The sequence below is a fragment of the Pauljensenia sp. UMB10120 genome (assembly GCF_030212035.1).
GTDB lineage: Bacteria > Actinomycetota > Actinomycetes > Actinomycetales > Actinomycetaceae > Pauljensenia > Pauljensenia radingae_A.
This window is the reverse complement of sequence record NZ_JASODH010000003.1, coordinates 227,780-245,210: the sequence shown is the minus strand read 5'-3', so window position 1 is coordinate 245,210 and position 17,431 is coordinate 227,780. Positions and strand designations below refer to the sequence as shown.

Sequence of the window (17,431 nt, the reverse complement as noted above, 5' to 3'; positions counted from 1 at the left end):
GAGGCGAGGTTAGAACTAGGGGTATATACACACGGAGGGCTTAAATCTAGGGGATTGTGCGCGTTCTGGTGTGTTGTGGCCGGACAGCAGTCGCATTCCACCGAGTGATCTGCGGTTAGGGCATACGCGGCAAGGTCGGCCATATAGTGAAAGACCGGGACACCGCTAACTGATTGTCAACGATGCCCCGACACATCACAATGGTAGGCCCAGGGGGAATCGAACCCCCAACCCACGGATTAAAAGTCCGTTGCTCTGCCAATTGAGCTATAGGCCCATGAGAGCATGGTAATGCATCAGTCCCACGTTGCACTAATCGGCGTGACGTGGGAAAAACCACGATCCCCCTCGGATCAGGATTGGCGAGGGTGCCCACTCCGTTCAACTACTTGATCAACGCCGTTCACCTTCAGGCGGTAGGCTCGTCATATCACCGAGAAGGAGTCACAGATGAACAGCCAACAGCGTCGCCCTCGTCGGCCAGCAATGCTGGACCCGGCCGACGCCGAACAAATCGTCGGCGACTCCGACCCTGCGGAAATGTCTGCGATTGCGCACTCGTCAGCATGGGCTTTGATGGGAGTCAGTGACGACGACTTCGGACCTGACGAAATCGAACGCCTGCGCACCGCCGTGCGCACGGAAGGCGTGGACGTGCTGGCCGACATGTGGTCACGCAGCCCGGAATTCACATTGCCCGGAGCCTTGTGGCGAGTCTACCTGTGGTCGCGCTGGTACCACCGCGACACTGCGTTGGTTTGCGACCGTTTTGTGCGCGGAAGCCATGCGGACATCATCCCCGGCCTTGAACATCCCGTTGACATTCCCGATCTGGAGCACGTGGTACACGAGGTTGACCAATTGCTCGAAGGGCGCCGCCACGACGACGACCTGGCTGACATCATTACTGCAACGTCACGGGCGATGCGGATCGTTGCAGCTGGAGACGCCGAGGGCGGCAAATGGATCGTCGACCCGCGGGACCCGTTGGCATACCCCGTCACCACGCGCGCCCGCGCGCTGATTCAGACCGCAGATGAACTTGACCGATCAGCTGAAGAAGCGCACATCGGTGCGCTCAATTAGTCGCCAGTGTGAGGAAGAATGATGACGAACCCGGAACATGCAGGCAATTCGGACCAAACATTCTCGGCGCCAGATGAACACTGGCCAGCAGACGACACCAACGGCGAGGGTGACGCTCATAGCGCTCACGTCACCAGTGGCAGCGCGGTTGAAGCTGCCCTGGCGAGCGAATTGGTGATCCCTGCCGACAATGAACAGCTCGTCGGTGTCGAACACGAAGACTCCGAATACGACGAGGAAGACGAAGCTACCGGCGGCATCCAGGATGGTGAGCACATCACGGTGGGCGCCGACGCGAACTCCTATGAGGAGCGCGCTGAAGATGCCCAGGCCAGCGCCGCACCAGCCTCGACCGTTGAAGATTTCGGCGAGTTGCCGGACAAACGCTTCGCAGATCGTGAACTGTCATGGATGGCGTTCAACGAGCGCGTCCTGGAGCAAAGTGAAGATGAGGATGTGCCGCTGCTGGAACGCGGATGGTTCTCCGCGATTTTCTCCTCCAACCTTGATGAGTTTTACATGGTGCGTGTGGCCGGACTGAAGCGCCGCATCAACGCCGGCATTGCCAAACCGTCTGCCGCTGGTCTGTCGCCGCGTCAGGTCCTGGACGGTATCCAGATGCGCACGCGCGAACTCAGCGAGCGTCAGGCCCGTGAGTTCCAGAACGACATCCTGCCCAGGCTGGACGAGCAAGGGATTCATCTGCGCGGGTGGGATCAGCTCACAGATGACCAGCGCTCCAGGATGACGACTTATTTCCGTCGGCAGATTTTCCCCGTCATCACGCCACTTGCCGTGGACCCGTCGCACCCCTTCCCATACATTTCGGGGCTGTCACTGAACCTCGCGGTCGTGGTGCGCAACCCGATTACCTCGAAGCTGCACTTCGCGCGCATCAAGGTGCCGCCGTCGATGCCGCGACTGATCAACATCGACTCCGCAATGGGCGAGGGGAACGCGGAAAGTTATGTCGACACTGATGAGGGCGCCACGTTCATCACCCTCGAATCAGTCATTGCCGCGCACCTGGACCACCTGTTCCCAGGTGTTGAGATTGTCGAGGCACACTCGTTCAGACTGACCCGTAACGAGGACCTCGAAGTAGAAGAGGATGATGCGGAAAACCTGCTGACCGCGATGGAAGAAGAACTGCTGCGCCGAAAGTTTGGGCCGGTGGTTCGCCTCGAAGTTGAGGATACGATCTCACGCTTCGTACTGGACTTTCTGATCAGCAAGCTGGAAATCACGCCCGCTGACGTGATTATGGTGCCGGCACCGCTTGACCTGACGCTGTGCAATGAGCTGCAGGCACTCGATATTCCGCGCCTGAAGTATGAACCGTATGTGCCGGTGACTCCAGCCGGACTGGCAGAGGTTGAATCGGCGCGCCCGACGGATATTTTCGGCGCGATCCGGTCGCACGACGTGCTGCTGCACCACCCGTATGATTCTTTCGCCACCTCCATCCAGAACTTCATCACGCAGGCTGCGCGTGATCCCAATGTGCTGGCCATGAAGCAGACGCTGTACCGCACCTCGGGCGATTCTCCGATTGTGTCTGCGCTGATCGAAGCGGCCGAGAACGGCAAGCAGGTGGTCGCGATCGTGGAGATCAAGGCCCGTTTCGACGAGGAAGCCAACATCGAGTGGGCGCGCAAGCTTGAACGCGCCGGAGTGCACGTCGTCTACGGCATGGTGGGTCTGAAGACGCACTGCAAACTGTCACTGGTGGTGCGCCAGGAGGGCGATCAGCTGCGACGCTATTGCCACGTGGGAACCGGTAACTACCACCCGAAGACGGCGCGCGGCTACGAGGATCTGGGGTTGCTGACCTATAACCGCGATGTGGGTCAGGATCTGACGCGACTGTTCAACCAACTGTCCGGCTACGCGCCACGCTCCACGTTCCACCGCCTGCTGGTCGCACCGCTGGAAATCCGACCCGGTTTGATCGAGCGGATTTACCAGCAGATTGAGCGCGCGCGGAACGGTCAACCTGCCTGGATCGGTTTCAAGGTGAATTCGGTTGTTGACGAGGCAGTGATCGATGCTCTGTACCGCGCCAGCCAGGCCGGTGTTCAGGTGGATGTGCTGGTTCGAGGTATCTGCGCAATTCAGGCCGGAGTGCCCGGCTTATCGGAGAATATTCGGGTTCGCTCCATCCTGGGTCGCTTCCTGGAGCATTCGCGTATCTACGCGTTTGGCCCGGAAGGCGAAGAGGAAGTATGGATCGGGTCGGCTGACCTGATGCACCGCAATCTGGATCGCCGCGTGGAGGCTCTGGTGCGTATCGTGGATCCGTCGCAGGTTAGTTATCTTGCTGACCTGGTGCGTCGAGGCGTGGCGCCGACAACCTCTTCATGGCATCTGCAAGATGACGGTACGTGGAAGCGGCACAACCGCGATGACGAGGGCAAACGTCTGGAGGATCTGCAGGAAACACTGATGGCGGAGGCATCTGCCCGCGTCGTCGGCCGCAGCTAAGGGACACGCGGACGGGGTTTGCGCCACAGCTGGAAGCCTCGGCGGCCCGCCCACCGCGTGGAGTCGATCGTATTTTTGCCCATCGTCGGCATCATGGCACTGGGTCAGATACGCTTATGACGTGTCCCGTTCCCATCCGTCACCGATACCGAGCCGGCTAGTCAGAGCCGCCGGTGCATTGGTGTGGAGATTTACGCAGTCTGACCGCGACGCCACCCTCGGTGACGTCATTGATCCCGATGACATAGAGGTCCTGCTGGTCCATCGGCCGCGCTACAACGATTGGTCGTGGCCCAAAGGTAAGACTGAACTCAACGAGCCGCTGCCGGTGGCCGCCGTGCGGGAAGTGGAAGAAGAAACCGGCCTGCCGGTCACGCTGGGAGCGCCACTGACCATTCAGCGCTACCGACTTGGCGCGGGCCACATCAAGGAGGTCCACTACTGGGTCGGACAGGCCTGCCAGCCCGATTCTCCGGCACTGCTCAGCCGCCCGCCTGTCCATCAGGCCTCCCGCCGCGAGATCGACAATACGCGCTGGGTGAGCCCGTCACTTGCACGCCGCACGTTGACCCGCCGAGGCGATCGTCGTCTGCTGGATGAGCTCGTAGCTCTGGCTGAAAGCGGTGGACTTGTCAGCTCCACGCTGGCCATTGTGCGCCACTCAAAGGCCGTGAAGCGCGGGCGTTGGGAAGGGTCGGATGCGGATCGCCCCCTGGCGCGTATCGGCGTTCGCCAGAGCATCGACTTGATCGATCTCATGTCAGCATTTGGCATCACGAAGGTCCTGTCCTCGTCGTGGCGACGCTGTGCGTCCACCGTCGGACCGTACGCGTCACTGACCGGCATCGGCATGGAGCTGTTCGACGAGCTGGATGAAAGCGCGATGACAGACAACCCGGCCGCAGGCGCCGCCCTCGTCAATGAAGCAATTGAAAACCCCGGGTCCGCGCCGACGATTATCTGCGCGCACAGGCCCACGCTGCCTGCCCTGTTTGAGCCGATACGCTCGTACTCGCTCTCATCGTTGCACGCCGCGTTCCCAGCGGAGTCGCCGTGGCTCAAGACTGCTCAGATGCTCCTGGCTCATATCGTCATGCACGAGGGCGGCCCGTGCGTTGTTGCCGTGGAAACGTATCGCCCTCTCACCAAGCTGGCGACGCTCTAACGGGCGCAAATCGCGTCCGGAATTGTCACGTTTGAATGAATTTCAGGCCCTAAAAACCGGGCAAAGGTTACAATTTTATAACTGTGTGGGCACCCTCACGTGCAAGTTCACCATTTGTTCATCTTTAACCGGCTTTGCTGTCACTTCCCCCTCTTAGCGTGAGCAATATCCGGGACATTCCGGGTCTATCGTCAACGCGCCGCCACAGTGGCGGCAGAACGGAAGATGATCAATGACAGTGCATGCTCGTACAAAGCTTCTCGCCACTCTGGCAGGTGCCACCACCATGACGCTCGCTCTGGCTGCTTGCGGCGGCGGAGACAAAGCGGAAAGCACAGGCGCGGACAACGGAGCATCCGGCGACTCTCAGTCAGCTCAGGATGAAGTTGCACCTGCGACTGACCTCTCAGGTTCGGTTGCCGGTTCGGGTGCGTCCTCCCAGGAAGCCGCGATGGAAGCTTGGAAGGCAGGCTTCAACGAACTTAACCCTGATGTGACTGTTTCCTACGAGGCAGTTGGCTCAGGTACCGGTATCACACAGTTCACCAGCAAGCAGGTCGCATGGGCCGGATCGGACGCCCCGCTTGAAGGCGACGAGATCGCAGCAGCCGAAGCACGCTGTGGTGGACCTGCATGGGACCTTCCGGTGTACATCTCCCCGGTTGCCGTTATCTTCAACCTTGAGGGTGTCGACTCCCTGAACATGGATGCCGCAACCATCGCCAAGATCTTCGCCGGCGAAATCACCAACTGGAACGATCCGGCAATTGCCAAGGCAAACCCGGATGCCCAGCTCCCAGATCTCGCCATCACCCCTGTTCACCGTTCCGACAAGTCAGGTACGACCGAGAACTTCACCGACTACCTGCACTCAGCTGCTCCCGAGGCATGGCCGACGGATCCAGGCAAGGAATGGCCAGTCTCCGGTGGCGAATCCGGTGACAAGACCTCTGGACTTGTCCAGGCCGTCCAGGCCGGTAACGGCACCATCGGCTACGCCGATGCTTCTCAGGCCGGCAACCTCGGAACTGTCGCACTGGCAGCAGCCGACGGAACCTACGTCTCCTTCTCCGCTGAGACAGCAGCCAAGGCCGCTGAAACGGCTGAGCGCGTTGCGGATCGCGATGCTAACGACATCGCACTGTCCGTGAACCGCGTGCCCGAGACGAACGACTCCTACCCGCTGATTCTGATCTCCTACTCAATCGTGTGCTCCACCTACGAGGATGCGAACGAGGCCGAACTGGTCAAGGCATTCATCGGATACCAGGCTTCCGAGGAAGGCCAGCAGATGGCAGCCGACAACGCTGGTGCGGCTCCCATCTCCGAAGCAATGCGCAGTGAAATCAACGGCGTTCTGGACCAGATCAAGTAAGGTACAGGTTCGCGTTGGTTACGACACCTACAACAACGAAGAATAAGAGCTGGGAGAGAACGCCAGGGAGAATCGGTAACAAGGTTTTCGCTGGCCTCTCAACCGCCGCTGCTTCGTTAATCTTGTGCACGCTCGCAGCAGTAGCGATCTTCCTACTGCTGCGGGCGTGGCCCGCGATTTCCGACCCTTCCCTGCGTTTCAAGATGATGGGGTCGGCTGAGGAAGTCACGATTTGGAAGTTCACGGCGCCGCAGATATTCGGCACGATCCTGGCAGCAGTGCTGGCACTGCTCCTGTCCGTTCCTGTTGCAGTCGGTGTCGCCCTCTTTATTTCCCATTACGCACCTCCGCGTATCAGCCAGGTTCTTGGATACCTCGTTGACCTGCTTGCGGCAGTTCCGTCCGTTATTTACGGCCTCTGGGGTGCGATCTGGTTGATCCCGATCCTCATGCCGCTCTATGACTTCCTGGGTAAGTACTTCGACTGGTTCCCACTCTTCGCCGGCACAGTGTCCCCAACGGGCCGTGTACTCGCCTCCGCGGTGGTGATCCTTGCTGTCATGATTTTGCCCATCATTACTTCCGTGTCGCGAGAGGTCTTCCTGCAGACCCCGCGCCTGCACGAAGAGGCTGCTTTGGCCCTTGGTGCCACGAAGTGGGAAATGATCAAGATGGCCGTTCTGCCGTTCGGACGCTCCGGTATCGTGTCAGCGTCCATGCTGGGCCTTGGCCGAGCTCTTGGTGAAACAATGGCTGTCGTCATGGTGCTGTCAGTCGGCAGCAATATTTCATGGCACATCCTCGAGGCAGGTCAGCACTCCACGATTGCGGCCAACATTGCCTTGCAGTTCCCCGAATCAACGGGCATCAACTCGTCGGCTCTGATCGCAACGGGTCTTGCTCTGTTCGCGATCACCCTCATCGTCAACTCGATTGCGCGCTGGATCGTCTCGCGTCGAGCCGCATTCTCAGGAGCGAACTGATGAGCACAGCAACACTTGGTACGAACACTTCGCCGAAGGACGTTTCCGATTCAGACAACAATCGCGGCCATCAGAGCCCGATCCATGAGTCGCTGCCAATCGGAAGAAAACTCACCAATGGCTTCGTGACAGTACTGGTGACTGTCGCATTCGCTCTTGCCATGATTCCGCTGGTCACGGTGTTGGTCACGGTGATCAGTAATGGCTACCTGCGCACCACGTGGGACTTCCTCGTCAGCGATATGGTCGGCATGTTCGGCGGTAAAGTGGGCGGCGGTATCGCCCACGCACTGGTCGGAACCACACTCGTGACACTGTGGGCGACACTGATTTCTGCGCCGATCGGTATCTTCACGGCAATCTACCTGGTCGAATACGGTAACAACGGGCTCCTGTCGAAGGCCACGACATTTTTCGTCGACGTCATGACCGGCATCCCCTCGATTGTTGCTGGTCTGTTCGCCGCCTCGATCTTCATGTTGTACGACCCCTCCTATCGAGCAGGCATCATCGGCGCGATCGCCTTGTCGGTGTTGATGATCCCGACAGTGGTGCGTTCCAGTGAGGAAATGCTGCGCCTGGTTCCTAACGAACTGCGTGAAGCTGCCTACGCTCTGGGCGTGCCAAAGTGGCGTGTCGTGGTGAAAGTCGTACTGCGTACCGCTGCAGCAGGCCTGACTACCTCCGTCATGCTGGCTATCGCCCGCGTCATCGGTGAAACAGCCCCGCTGCTGATCACCGCAGGCTTCATTGGACGCATGAACGCCAATGTGATGGATGGCCGCATGGCGACACTGCCGGTATACATTTACCGACAGTACTCGCAGGGCCTGGCCACCTGCCGTGAAGGTGTGGCTAACTGCGTACCCACCATCAACTATGAACGGGCGTGGGCGGCCGCCCTCGTCCTCATCCTGTTGGTGATGGTTCTGAACCTGATTGCCCGAGTGATCGCCAAGATTTTTGCTCCCAAGGGAGGACGCTAAACGATGAGCACAATGGATAATCCCGCGGGGCAGGGCACACAGACAGCCGTGGCAACGCAGACGGAACGCGCTTACGATGAGCCACGTGACGCGTCGCCTTCAAATCTGACAGTGAAAAAAGACGGAGTTAAAACGATGACGACGTGTTTCAATATCACCGATGAACAGATCTACTACGGCGATTTTCTTGCCGTGAAAGATGTGACGGTGGAAATTCCACGCCACGCGATCACCGCGTTGATTGGCCCGTCAGGATGTGGCAAGTCGACATTCCTGCGTTCCCTGAACCGCATGCACGAGGTGATCCCCGGTGCGCATGTGGAAGGCAAAGTTGAGCTGGAAGGCGTCGACATCTACGACAAGAAGATCGACCCCGTCCAGGTGCGTCGCCATGTCGGCATGGTGTTCCAGCGCGCCAACCCGTTCCCCACGATGTCGATTCGTGAGAACGTGCTTGCTGGCATGAAACTCAACGCGCGACGTATGAACAAGGCGATGCAGGACGAGATCGTTGAAAAGTCACTTCGCGGTGCGAACCTGTGGAACGAAGTCAAGGACAGGCTGGACATTCCGGGATCCTCACTTTCCGGCGGTCAACAGCAGCGTCTGTGTATTGCACGCGCCATCGCTGTGCGCCCCGAGGTGCTCCTGATGGATGAGCCGTGTTCGGCTCTCGACCCAATCTCCACGCTCGCCATTGAGGACCTGATGAACGAGCTGAAGTCGGAGTACACGATCGTTATCGTCACGCACAACATGCAGCAGGCATCGCGTGTGTCGGATAAGACCGGTTTCTTCAACCTGAAGGAAACGGGCGGCTCCGGCGAGCTCGTCGAATTCGACGACACCGAGACGATCTTCTCGAATCCGTCCAAGCAGGCGACCGAGGACTACATCTCCGGACGCTTCGGATAAGATCGCGGGCTTCCTGGCCCGGCAATGCTTCCGGCGGGCAGCTTCTCACCACTTATGAGGCCTCGCGGCCTACTGTCAGACATAGGGTGAGGGGTTGCCCGCCGGGTTTTGTATGCCGTGGGGCGCCCACGTCAATCACTGGCGAGGGCGCCCCACGATTATCGCGTTTTCAACCTTTACGCGGAGCATTACATCTTGGAATCCCTAACTGACTGATTCAGTGTCTGGCCAGTCTCGTGGAAAATGAGGCAGGAAACCACGCGGTCGCCTTCTTTCCATGAATCTTCAGATGGGCTCAACGGCGCCACGTCCAACTGCGAGGCTTCCAAAGGGACACCGACATATTCTTCGAAGTGCTTCGCGCACTCAACGGTGGCCTCATCCGACAGCGACTCAGAGTACTCCGGGGCGTCAATCTCATAGTCGTACATGACTTCGCCGACATGGGGTTCCGAGCATTCAACTACGGGCAGGGATTCCACGATCTCATCTTCAGGCGGGGCCTCGATACACTGGCCAACCTTCAGGTCAAAAGCTGACGTGTCGTTACCCGATCCGAGGAACGAACACCCGGCCAGCATGGATGCCGCCACTGCGAACCCGCATGCGCTCAACGCTGCACACACGGTTCGTGATGTCGGGCGATGCGAAGAAGAAAGGTCTTGAAAGTTCAGCATATCGTTCTCACTTAGCGTCGCGCAGTCGCCCTCGTAAATGAGTGGATGAGAGGAAAACGCCACCTGCAACGGAGGCGACAGCTGAGTTGTCAGGACACTTTCATGGTATCGAACGGGGCATGAAAAAGATAGAGAATTTTCGACGAAAACCGGCGCGAAATCGTCGAAAAGTCCGGTGCGGACGCTCAGAGGGAGCACGTGTGATTCGGCGGACCTGTACGGGGATCGTACGTGCTTCTAGACGATGCCAACCAGACCGTGGATGGCGAAGAACAGCACTGCCGCCACTGCCGCCGCAGCGGGCAGTGTCAGGAACCATGCGATCACGATGTTTCCAGCCACGCCCCAGCGCACCGCTGAGAATCGCCGGGTTGAACCCACGCCCAGAATTGCCGAGGTGATGGTGTGCGTCGTCGAAATCGGTGCGTGGAAGACGAACGCCGACAGGTAGAGCACGGCGGCAGAAATGGTCTCCGCGACGAAACCGCGGGCAGGATCCAGGTCGATGATCTTGCGGCCCAGGGTGCGCATGATGCGCCAGCCGCCCGAGTACGTGCCAAGAGAGATCGCGCCTGCAGCGGCGAGCTTGACCCACAGAGGAATCTGCATGTCGCCGGTGGCAGGGTCAAACACCTGGTGGGTTTCACCGTAGCCGCCTGCAATGAGGGCCATGACGATGACACCCATCGTCTTTTGAGCATCCTGCAGACCGTGGCCCAATGCCATTGCTGCAGCTGACAGTGTCTGCGCCAGGCGGAAGTTACGCATCGTGCGGTGATACGGGAAGTTTGCGAACAACCACAGCACAACCTTCATGAGGATGAAACCCAGCAGGAAGCCAATGACGGGGGAGGCAAACATGGGGACGATGACGTGCTGCACGATGCCGGTCCATTTCACGGCAGTCGCGGACGCAAGCCCGGCACCGACCAGACCGCCGATCAACGCATGCGATGACGAGGACGGCAACCCAAACCACCACGTAATCAGGTTCCAGGTGCACGCTCCCACCAAGGCCGCCAGAACGATGACGAGGCCCTCGCGCTGCAGACCCGTATCCGTTGACAGAGAGTAGTGAGAGATGTCGATGATGCCTTCACCGATAGTCTTGGCTACTTCCGTGCCCATGAGCGCGCCGAAGATGTTCATGACGGCGGCCATGATCAAGGCGACGCGGGGGGTCAGCGCGCGGGTCGACACGGACGTCGCGATTGCGTTGGCAGCATCGTGAAATCCGTTGGTGAAGTCGAAAATCAGGGCGATGACGATCACCATTACGACAAGGATCAGATTGAGATCCACCGCTTCAGGACTCCTTCACGGCAATGGCTTCAATACCGTTGGCGAGGTCCTCAAATGCGTCGGTTCCTCGCTCAAGAACCTGCACGACGTCTTTGAGTTTGATGATGGTGACTGGATCCAGAGAGGAGTCGAACAGTGCTGTCAGAGTGTGACGGTAGGCCTTGTCACCCTCGTTTTCGAGGCGGTTGATCTCCACCCAGTAGTCACGCAGGTCAAGTGGAGACTTCAGGCCGGGCAGAGCGGTCGCGGTCTGATCTGCGCAGCGCACCAGAACGTTGATCTGTGCTGCGAGGAGCGTGGCGACGTCCTCGGGAATGTCGTCGAGGCCGTACAGCACGATCAGGTCGCCAGCCTCGTCCATGTAGTCCATGCAGTCGTCGAGCCGACCGGCAAGGAAGCCGAGGTCTTCACGGTCGAACGGGGTCACGAACGACATATTGAGCTTTTTCGTTAACGCATGGTTAAGCTCATCTGCCTCGTGTTCAATTTCGTGAAGCTTGTCGCGGAGGGCGACTCGCTCCAGGGGCAGCGAGCCGAGCATGGATCCCAGAAGATCGACAGCTGATACTAAAAGTGCTGCTTGCTTAGTGAGTAGATCGAAAAACGACGGCCCATCGGACTTACGTAAAGGCATACGGACTCCCAGTATTCACATGTCTGTCAGACATAGTTAACATTAGGGCAAATCGCTGCAAGTTTCACACAAGCAGTTAATTTCGCGCAATCCTCGCGCATACGTGCAGGTGTGCTGGCGAGCTAAATAAGGATTTTCGCACGCTTTTATTCTACGGTTGGCGCGGAATCGTGCGCCAAACCGGCGGTGAATGTGGAGTCGGACACACCAGCGGTGGGACTATTCGCCCTAGCGAAAACCCCTATGGTGCGAGATGATGGGATCGTAGATCGAGGGCGTGACCGCGCCCTGGAGTACCGAGTGCCTCAGGAGGCAAAAGTATGTCCGTGACCGAACAAGATGTCCGCTCCGCAGCGCCATCAAATGCTCCCGAAGACGTCGTGAGTTGGGTGGCCGAGATTGCTGCTCTGACCACACCTGATGCCATCGAGTTCTCTGATGGCTCCCAGGAAGAATGGGATCGTCTGACTGAGCAGATGGTTGACTCAGGCATGTTCACGCGTCTGAACGAAGAGAAGCGCCCCAACTCCTTCCTGGCTCGTTCTCTGCCGTCTGACGTCGCCCGTGTCGAATCCCGCACATTCATCTGCTGCGAGAAGGAAGAAGACGCCGGCCCGACGAATCACTGGGCAGATCCCAAGGAGATGAAGGCAACTCTGAAGGAGAAGTTCACCGGCGCGATGAAGGGACGCACCATGTACGTGGTGCCGTTCTCCATGGGACCGCTGGGTGGCCCGATTTCTCAGCTCGGCATTGAGATCACCGACTCACCGTACGTTGTGTGCAACATGCGCATCATGACCCGCATGGGTGCCAAGGCTATGGACCTCATCAACGAGGGCAAGCCGTGGGTTCCTGCAGTTCACTCCGTCGGCAAGCCGCTTGCCGAGGGCGAGACCGATACCGAGTGGCCGTGCAACGACGAAAAGTACATCACGCACTTCCCCGAGACCAACGAGATCTGGTCTTACGGCTCCGGTTACGGCGGCAACGCTCTGCTGGGTAAGAAGTGCTTCGCACTGCGTATTGCATCGACGATGGCTCGCCGCGACGGCTGGATGGCGGAGCACATGCTCATCCTGCGCCTGACCTCTGAGAAGACCGGCGAGCAGTACCACATCACCGCTGCCTTCCCGTCAGCATGTGGCAAGACCAACCTCGCTATGCTGCAGCCGACCATTGACGGCTACAAGGTTGAGACCGTCGGTGACGATATCGCATGGATGCGCCCCGGTCCCGATGGCACCCTGCGCGCCATCAACCCGGAAGCCGGCTTCTTCGGTGTTGCCCCCGGAACGTCCTACAAGACCAACCCGATGGCAATGGAAACCGCCAAGGCCAACTCCATCTTCACCAACGTTGCACTGACTGACGATGGCGACGTGTGGTGGGAAGGCATCGACGGCGACGTGCCTGAGCACCTGATCGACTGGCACGGCAAGGACTGGACGCCGGAGTCCGATGCACCGGCAGCACACCCGAACTCACGTTTCACGGTTCCAGCATCGCAGTGCCCGATCATCTGCCCCGACTGGGAAGCACCAGAAGGCGTGCCGGTCACCGCAATCCTGTTCGGCGGCCGCCGCGCTTCCAACGTTCCGTTGGTTGCTGAGCAGTACGAGCCTGCACACGGTGTGTTCATTGGTGCATCCGTTGCATCCGAGCAGACCGCTGCTGCTGAAGGTTCAGTCGGCTCCCTGCGCCACGACCCATTCGCCATGCTGCCCTTCTGCGGATACAACATGGCTGACTACTGGGGCCACTGGCTGGAGATGCAGAAGGAACTGGGCGACAGGTTCCCGAAGGTCTACCAGGTCAACTGGTTCCGTAAGGACGAGGACGGCAAGTTCATGTGGCCGGGATACGGCGACAACTCCCGCGTTCTCGACTGGATCGTTCGCCGCGCAGCCGGCGAGGTCGAAGCCATCGAAGGCGTCACCGGCCTGTACCCGAAGTTCGAGGACTTCAACCTTGAAGGACTCGATCTTGACAAAGAGGCTTGGGACAAGCTGTTCTTCATCGATCCTGAGGCGTGGGAAGCCGAAATGGATGATACCGAGAAGTACTTCGAACAGTTCGGTGATCATCTGCCGGCAGAAATTACCGAGCAGCTCAAGAAGTTCCGCGATCGCATTGCAGCTGCCAAGTGACGATGCGATCTGCAGAACCCGCAGATCGGTGGTGCGTAGTCTCCCAGTGAGGCTCGCAGCCTGAACGTTCAGGGGCTCGTCTGGGAAACCAGACGGGCCCCTTCGTCTTTATCTAGCCATCGTGATCTTCCTGAACGTAGACTAGCCTCAGTGGCGCATCAACCAAAGTGAGACAATGAGTGCGTCGATCGCACAGTTCAAGAAGAAAGATACTGTTCATGAGCCAGAGCCCGAACTATCTGACTGACGAGGAACTCTCCCACGCCAGAGACCTGCTGTCTCGGGTGGAACGCATTTTCGCTTCCCGTGTGGTGGGACAGGATGACCTGCGACGTGCACTGATCGCGTCACTGCTGGCACGCGGGCACATCCTGCTTGAATCCGTCCCTGGCCTGGCCAAGACAACAGCAGCCCAGACCCTGGCTTCAGCAGTATCCGGCTCCTTCAGGCGTATCCAATGCACACCTGACCTCATGCCCAATGACATTATCGGCGCGCAGGTCTATAACCAGGCGACAGGCGAAATGGTCACGCAGCTCGGACCTGTTCACGCCAACCTCGTGCTCCTGGACGAAATCAACCGTTCCTCAGCGAAAACCCAGTCAGCCATGCTCGAGGCCATGCAGGAAGCTCAGACAACGATCGGCGGCGTGAACTACCCATTGCCCAAACCCTTCATGGTCATGGCTACGCAAAACCCCATCGAAGAGGAAGGCACCTACGTTCTGCCCGAAGCTCAGATGGACCGCTTCCTGATGAAGCAGATCATCACCTACCCTCAGCCTCGTGAAGAACTCGAAGTCCTCGAACGCATCGATGCGGGCACGATGGATGCGCAGATCCAGGAAGAACCGATCAGTCTCGAGGATCTGACAACGCTGCAGAAGATGACGAACCGCGTCTTCATTCACCACACCCTGAAGGCTTACATCGTTGACATCATCAACACCACGCGCGGCCAGGGTCCTCGCTACGTCGAGCCGGTGAGCAAACTGCTGCGCGTAGGAGCCTCCCCGCGCGGCGGTATCGCCCTGATGCGCGTCTCTCAGGCCCTCGCCTTGATGTCAGGTCGCAACTACGTCACCCCTGAGGAAATCAAAGCGATGCGCCATGCAGTGCTGCGTCACCGCATGATCCGCACCTATGATGCGATCGCTGACGGTGTGGACGTGGATCGCCTGATCGATTCTGTCTTCAACGCCGTCCCGGTGCCGTAAACACCCAGAAGGATCTGCATCATGGCATCAGGCACGTCTCGCGGCACGCTCCAGGCAATCGGCACTCGCGTCGAATTGCCTGTCATGCGGCGTCTCCTGTCGGTGATGGAAGGTCGGCACTCGTCCGAGCGAACCGGGCGGGGCATGGAGTTTCGTGACATGGCGGTCTACCAGCGCGGCGACGATGTCAAGGACATTGACTGGAAAGCGACCGCCCGAGCCGGGGAACCCATCGTCAAGCGTCGTGAAGCAACCGCCAACGTGCAGATGATGCTGGTGGTCGACGCCGGGCGATCCATGGGCGCCCTCGCACCTTCGGGGGAGTCAAAGAACGAAGTTGCCCTGGAAGCGTGCCGCATTGTCGCGTGGCTGGCTTCCATGCGCGGCGACCAGGTAGGTATGGTTGCGGGCGATTCACGTCGTTTGCGGCACGTGCCCGCTCGCTCCGGCAACCAGCATGCGGAGATGATTTTGCGCCAGCTCAAGGCGAACATCGACCTGACAGCGCCTCCCTCGGACATGCACAGGCTATTGACGAGGGCGTTCGCCGCAACCCGCCGCCGATCCCTGATCGTCATCGTGACAGATGAGACGCGCCCGCAGTTGTCCGATGAGCAGGCTCTGAAACGCCTCACAGTGCGTCACCGCGTGATCGTCATGCAGGTGGGGGACATGCTGGCGGCATCCTTGCCGAAAGGGACTGAAGTGATCGACGTCAACGCCGGTCAGCTGCCTGAATTCGTCATCGGTGACAAGAAACTGGCGGAGCAGGCCGCGATCGTGGCGCGTCAACGCAAGCAGGCAGTGTCGGAGATGCTGGCGCGAGTGGGGGTCACTCAGGTGTCGATGGATTCGGTTGCGGCGGTGCCTGGTGCCCTTGTCACAGCGCTTGAAAGGAGCGGTCGTGCCCACTGATTCGCTGCAGGATACGCTGACCTACCCGCATTGGATGTGGATCACCGGCTGCGTCCTGATCCTGCTGGTCATTGCATGGCTGTCGATCTGCCTGTGGAGGTGGCGCAATGCGCGCGAAGCGGACCACCCCGAACTGATGACGATTTCACAGGCCGAAAAGAAACGCTACAACGAACTTCTCACGCAGATTGCCGCCCGGCAGGACGAGGGCGACCTGGACACACGCGGCGTGCACCTGGCCGTTGCCGGTTTGATGCGTGCGCTGGGAACTCAGCGAACGGGGCGTGACCTGGAAGTGGCCACCGTTGAAGAGATCCGCCAGCTGGTGCCCACGTGGACAGAGCTGGCTGACGTGCTGAACGCGTGCGAAGACCCCTCGTTCCAGGAGGAGAACCAGGCTGACACGCGTGCCGTGATCGCTCAGGCGCGGCAGGTGGTGGACTCATGAAATTCCCACTGTTTATTGCCGTCGTCATCGGCATTGTCGTTTTAGGGGCGCTGACCAGCTGGATCTTCTTTCGTGACCGGTCGCGCGCTCACCGCCACGAAGCGTGGGTCGCCAACAGTGGGTTCGTGCGGACGTTGCCGAAGTACCGCCAGCTGCAAAACCTTTCGCGCCTGGCGTTGCTGGGTGTGGTGATGCTGCTGTTGGGTTTGACGTTGAGCACTGCCGTGGTGGCGGCATCGCCGGTTGACCGGCGAGTGGATAACCACAGCGTGCAGTCTCGTGACATGATCATGTGCCTGGATGCGTCAGGGTCGATGCTGCCATACGACATGCAGATCATTGAAACCTTCGATTCGATTGTGTCGGGATTTGCCGGCGAGCGTGTCTCCCTGCAGCTGTGGTCGGGCCGTTCCTGGATTGTGTTTCCTCTGACCGATGACTACGACATGGTGCATGAAGTCTTTGCCGAGATTATTGACACGATCGATTCCGGCAACTTCAACTTGCCGGACAGTTTCTGGGTCATGACACCGGAGGTGGAGCGTTTATTCCGCCACATCAATGACCCGAAGATCTGGGATATTGACCCCAACGACCCTGATCCGGACACCTCCGACATCGTCTCCTCGCAGTCGGGTGACGGCCTGGCGTCCTGTGTGTACGGCTTCGACCACACAGACAAGGAGCGCTCACGCACGGTCCTGTTCGCCACCGACAACATGATTCAGGGCACGCCTTTGTATACCTTGCAGGAGGCCACTGACCTGGCGATCGAGTACGGCGTGACTGTCACGGGCCTGTACCCGGACCTGTCCCTGAGCTTCGGTGAAGCAGAAGAGATGCAGGAGCAGGTCGAACGCACCGGTGGGCAGATGTACGCGCTGGGTGACCCGAGCCTGACAGATTCGGTGGTGCAGGAGATCGAGGATGAGCAGACCGCCGAACTGTCAACGGGTGAGGTTGTGGAAACGGACCGGCCTGAAGGTGCTCTGTCGTTCGGCGGCTGGTGCCTGCTCGGCCTGCTTGCATTGGCGGCATGGATGCGCATCTAGCACCACTACCGCTCGTCAGGGTCATTGACGAGGGGACCGCGG

At 59.3% G+C, this 17,431-nt stretch carries 15 protein-coding genes and 1 tRNA gene; 12 read left to right on the top strand and 4 right to left on the bottom strand.

Annotated features, from left to right (window positions below; all coding sequences use genetic code 11):
• Positions 1–201: 201 nt before the first annotated feature.
• A tRNA-Lys gene (locus QP093_RS04535) sits at positions 202–277 on the bottom strand.
• A gap of 173 nt (positions 278–450) precedes the next feature.
• Here QP093_RS04535 and QP093_RS04530 point away from each other — a divergent pair.
• The 7 genes from QP093_RS04530 (at position 451) to pstB (ending at position 8,994) form a co-directional block, all read left to right on the top strand.
• Positions 451–1,086 carry a hypothetical protein gene (locus QP093_RS04530; RefSeq protein WP_285015013.1) on the top strand — a complete coding sequence of 212 codons (636 nt, stop codon included), beginning with the start codon at positions 451–453 and terminating at the stop codon, positions 1,084–1,086.
• Between the two features lie 21 nt (positions 1,087–1,107).
• Positions 1,108–3,570 (top strand): RNA degradosome polyphosphate kinase, encoded by a 2,463-nt coding sequence (locus tag QP093_RS04525; protein ID WP_502929380.1) that lies wholly within the window; start codon positions 1,108–1,110, stop codon positions 3,568–3,570.
• 121 nt (positions 3,571–3,691) lie between these two features.
• Positions 3,692–4,735 carry an NUDIX hydrolase gene (locus QP093_RS04520; RefSeq protein WP_285015007.1) on the top strand — a complete coding sequence of 348 codons (1,044 nt, stop codon included), beginning with the start codon at positions 3,692–3,694 and terminating at the stop codon, positions 4,733–4,735.
• Positions 4,736–4,967: 232 nt separating this feature from the next.
• Positions 4,968–6,110 carry a phosphate ABC transporter substrate-binding protein PstS gene (gene pstS, locus QP093_RS04515; RefSeq protein ID WP_285015004.1) on the top strand — a complete coding sequence of 381 codons (1,143 nt, stop codon included), beginning with the start codon at positions 4,968–4,970 and terminating at the stop codon, positions 6,108–6,110.
• A gap of 14 nt (positions 6,111–6,124) precedes the next feature.
• Positions 6,125–7,093 carry a phosphate ABC transporter permease subunit PstC gene (gene pstC / locus QP093_RS04510; RefSeq protein WP_058237332.1) on the top strand — a complete coding sequence of 323 codons (969 nt, stop codon included), beginning with the start codon at positions 6,125–6,127 and terminating at the stop codon, positions 7,091–7,093.
• Complete coding sequence (gene pstA, locus QP093_RS04505) at positions 7,093–8,079, top strand: phosphate ABC transporter permease PstA (RefSeq protein WP_083314548.1); 987 nt, start codon at positions 7,093–7,095, stop codon at positions 8,077–8,079. Before pstC ends, pstA begins: the two co-directional genes overlap by 1 nt.
• 135 nt (positions 8,080–8,214) lie before the next feature.
• On the top strand, positions 8,215–8,994 hold the full coding sequence (gene pstB, locus QP093_RS04500; RefSeq protein ID WP_058237898.1) for a phosphate ABC transporter ATP-binding protein PstB: 780 nt from the start codon (positions 8,215–8,217) through the stop codon (positions 8,992–8,994).
• Between the two features lie 188 nt (positions 8,995–9,182).
• Here pstB and QP093_RS04495 read toward each other — a convergent pair whose 3' ends face one another.
• From QP093_RS04495 to QP093_RS04485, 3 genes are all read right to left on the bottom strand, one after another.
• The gene (locus QP093_RS04495; RefSeq protein ID WP_058237331.1) at positions 9,183–9,671 is read right to left on the bottom strand and encodes a septum formation family protein; all 489 of its coding nucleotides are present in this window, start codon (positions 9,669–9,671) and stop codon (positions 9,183–9,185) included.
• Positions 9,672–9,908: 237 nt separating this feature from the next.
• The gene (locus QP093_RS04490) at positions 9,909–10,973 is read right to left on the bottom strand and encodes an inorganic phosphate transporter (protein ID WP_058237330.1); all 1,065 of its coding nucleotides are present in this window, start codon (positions 10,971–10,973) and stop codon (positions 9,909–9,911) included.
• Between the two features lie 4 nt (positions 10,974–10,977).
• Entirely contained in the window at positions 10,978–11,607 is a 630-nt protein-coding gene (locus QP093_RS04485) for a DUF47 domain-containing protein (RefSeq protein WP_058237329.1), read from the bottom strand.
• A gap of 320 nt (positions 11,608–11,927) precedes the next feature.
• Here QP093_RS04485 and QP093_RS04480 point away from each other — a divergent pair, with 320 nt between their 5' ends.
• The 5 genes from QP093_RS04480 to QP093_RS04460 all read left to right on the top strand — a co-directional run bounded on the left by QP093_RS04480 (position 11,928) and on the right by QP093_RS04460 (position 17,389).
• A complete protein-coding gene (locus tag QP093_RS04480) occupies positions 11,928–13,757 on the top strand; it encodes a phosphoenolpyruvate carboxykinase (GTP) (RefSeq protein WP_058237328.1) in 1,830 nt (609 codons plus the stop codon).
• A gap of 218 nt (positions 13,758–13,975) precedes the next feature.
• Positions 13,976–14,974 carry an AAA family ATPase gene (locus QP093_RS04475; protein ID WP_058237327.1) on the top strand — a complete coding sequence of 333 codons (999 nt, stop codon included), beginning with the start codon at positions 13,976–13,978 and terminating at the stop codon, positions 14,972–14,974.
• A 21-nt stretch (positions 14,975–14,995) separates the two neighbouring features.
• The gene (locus QP093_RS04470; protein ID WP_058237326.1) at positions 14,996–15,889 is read left to right on the top strand and encodes a DUF58 domain-containing protein; all 894 of its coding nucleotides are present in this window, start codon (positions 14,996–14,998) and stop codon (positions 15,887–15,889) included.
• The gene (locus QP093_RS04465) at positions 15,879–16,337 is read left to right on the top strand and encodes a hypothetical protein (RefSeq protein ID WP_285014993.1); all 459 of its coding nucleotides are present in this window, start codon (positions 15,879–15,881) and stop codon (positions 16,335–16,337) included. The genes QP093_RS04470 and QP093_RS04465 overlap by 11 nt, the downstream gene beginning before the upstream one ends.
• Complete coding sequence (locus QP093_RS04460) at positions 16,334–17,389, top strand: vWA domain-containing protein (RefSeq protein ID WP_285014991.1); 1,056 nt, start codon at positions 16,334–16,336, stop codon at positions 17,387–17,389. The genes QP093_RS04465 and QP093_RS04460 overlap by 4 nt, the downstream gene beginning before the upstream one ends.
• The last annotated feature ends 42 nt before the right edge of the window (positions 17,390–17,431 follow it).

What these genes read in the sequence shown, in the direction of transcription:
- QP093_RS04495 (WP_058237331.1), bottom strand. Translation starts at nt 9,671, where the DNA reads ATGCTGAACTTTCAAGACCTTTCTTCTTCGCATCGCCCGACATCACGA.
- QP093_RS04480 (WP_058237328.1), top strand. Translation starts at nt 11,928, where the DNA reads ATGTCCGTGACCGAACAAGATGTCCGCTCCGCAGCGCCATCAAATGCT.
- QP093_RS04470 (WP_058237326.1), top strand. Translation starts at nt 14,996, where the DNA reads ATGGCATCAGGCACGTCTCGCGGCACGCTCCAGGCAATCGGCACTCGC.
- QP093_RS04530 (WP_285015013.1), top strand. Translation starts at nt 451, where the DNA reads ATGAACAGCCAACAGCGTCGCCCTCGTCGGCCAGCAATGCTGGACCCG.
- QP093_RS04525 (WP_502929380.1), top strand. Translation starts at nt 1,108, where the DNA reads ATGACGAACCCGGAACATGCAGGCAATTCGGACCAAACATTCTCGGCG.
- QP093_RS04485 (WP_058237329.1), bottom strand. Translation starts at nt 11,607, where the DNA reads ATGCCTTTACGTAAGTCCGATGGGCCGTCGTTTTTCGATCTACTCACT.
- pstA (WP_083314548.1), top strand. Translation starts at nt 7,093, where the DNA reads ATGAGCACAGCAACACTTGGTACGAACACTTCGCCGAAGGACGTTTCC.
- pstS (WP_285015004.1), top strand. Translation starts at nt 4,968, where the DNA reads ATGACAGTGCATGCTCGTACAAAGCTTCTCGCCACTCTGGCAGGTGCC.
- pstB (WP_058237898.1), top strand. Translation starts at nt 8,215, where the DNA reads ATGACGACGTGTTTCAATATCACCGATGAACAGATCTACTACGGCGAT.
- QP093_RS04475 (WP_058237327.1), top strand. Translation starts at nt 13,976, where the DNA reads ATGAGCCAGAGCCCGAACTATCTGACTGACGAGGAACTCTCCCACGCC.
- QP093_RS04460 (WP_285014991.1), top strand. Translation starts at nt 16,334, where the DNA reads ATGAAATTCCCACTGTTTATTGCCGTCGTCATCGGCATTGTCGTTTTA.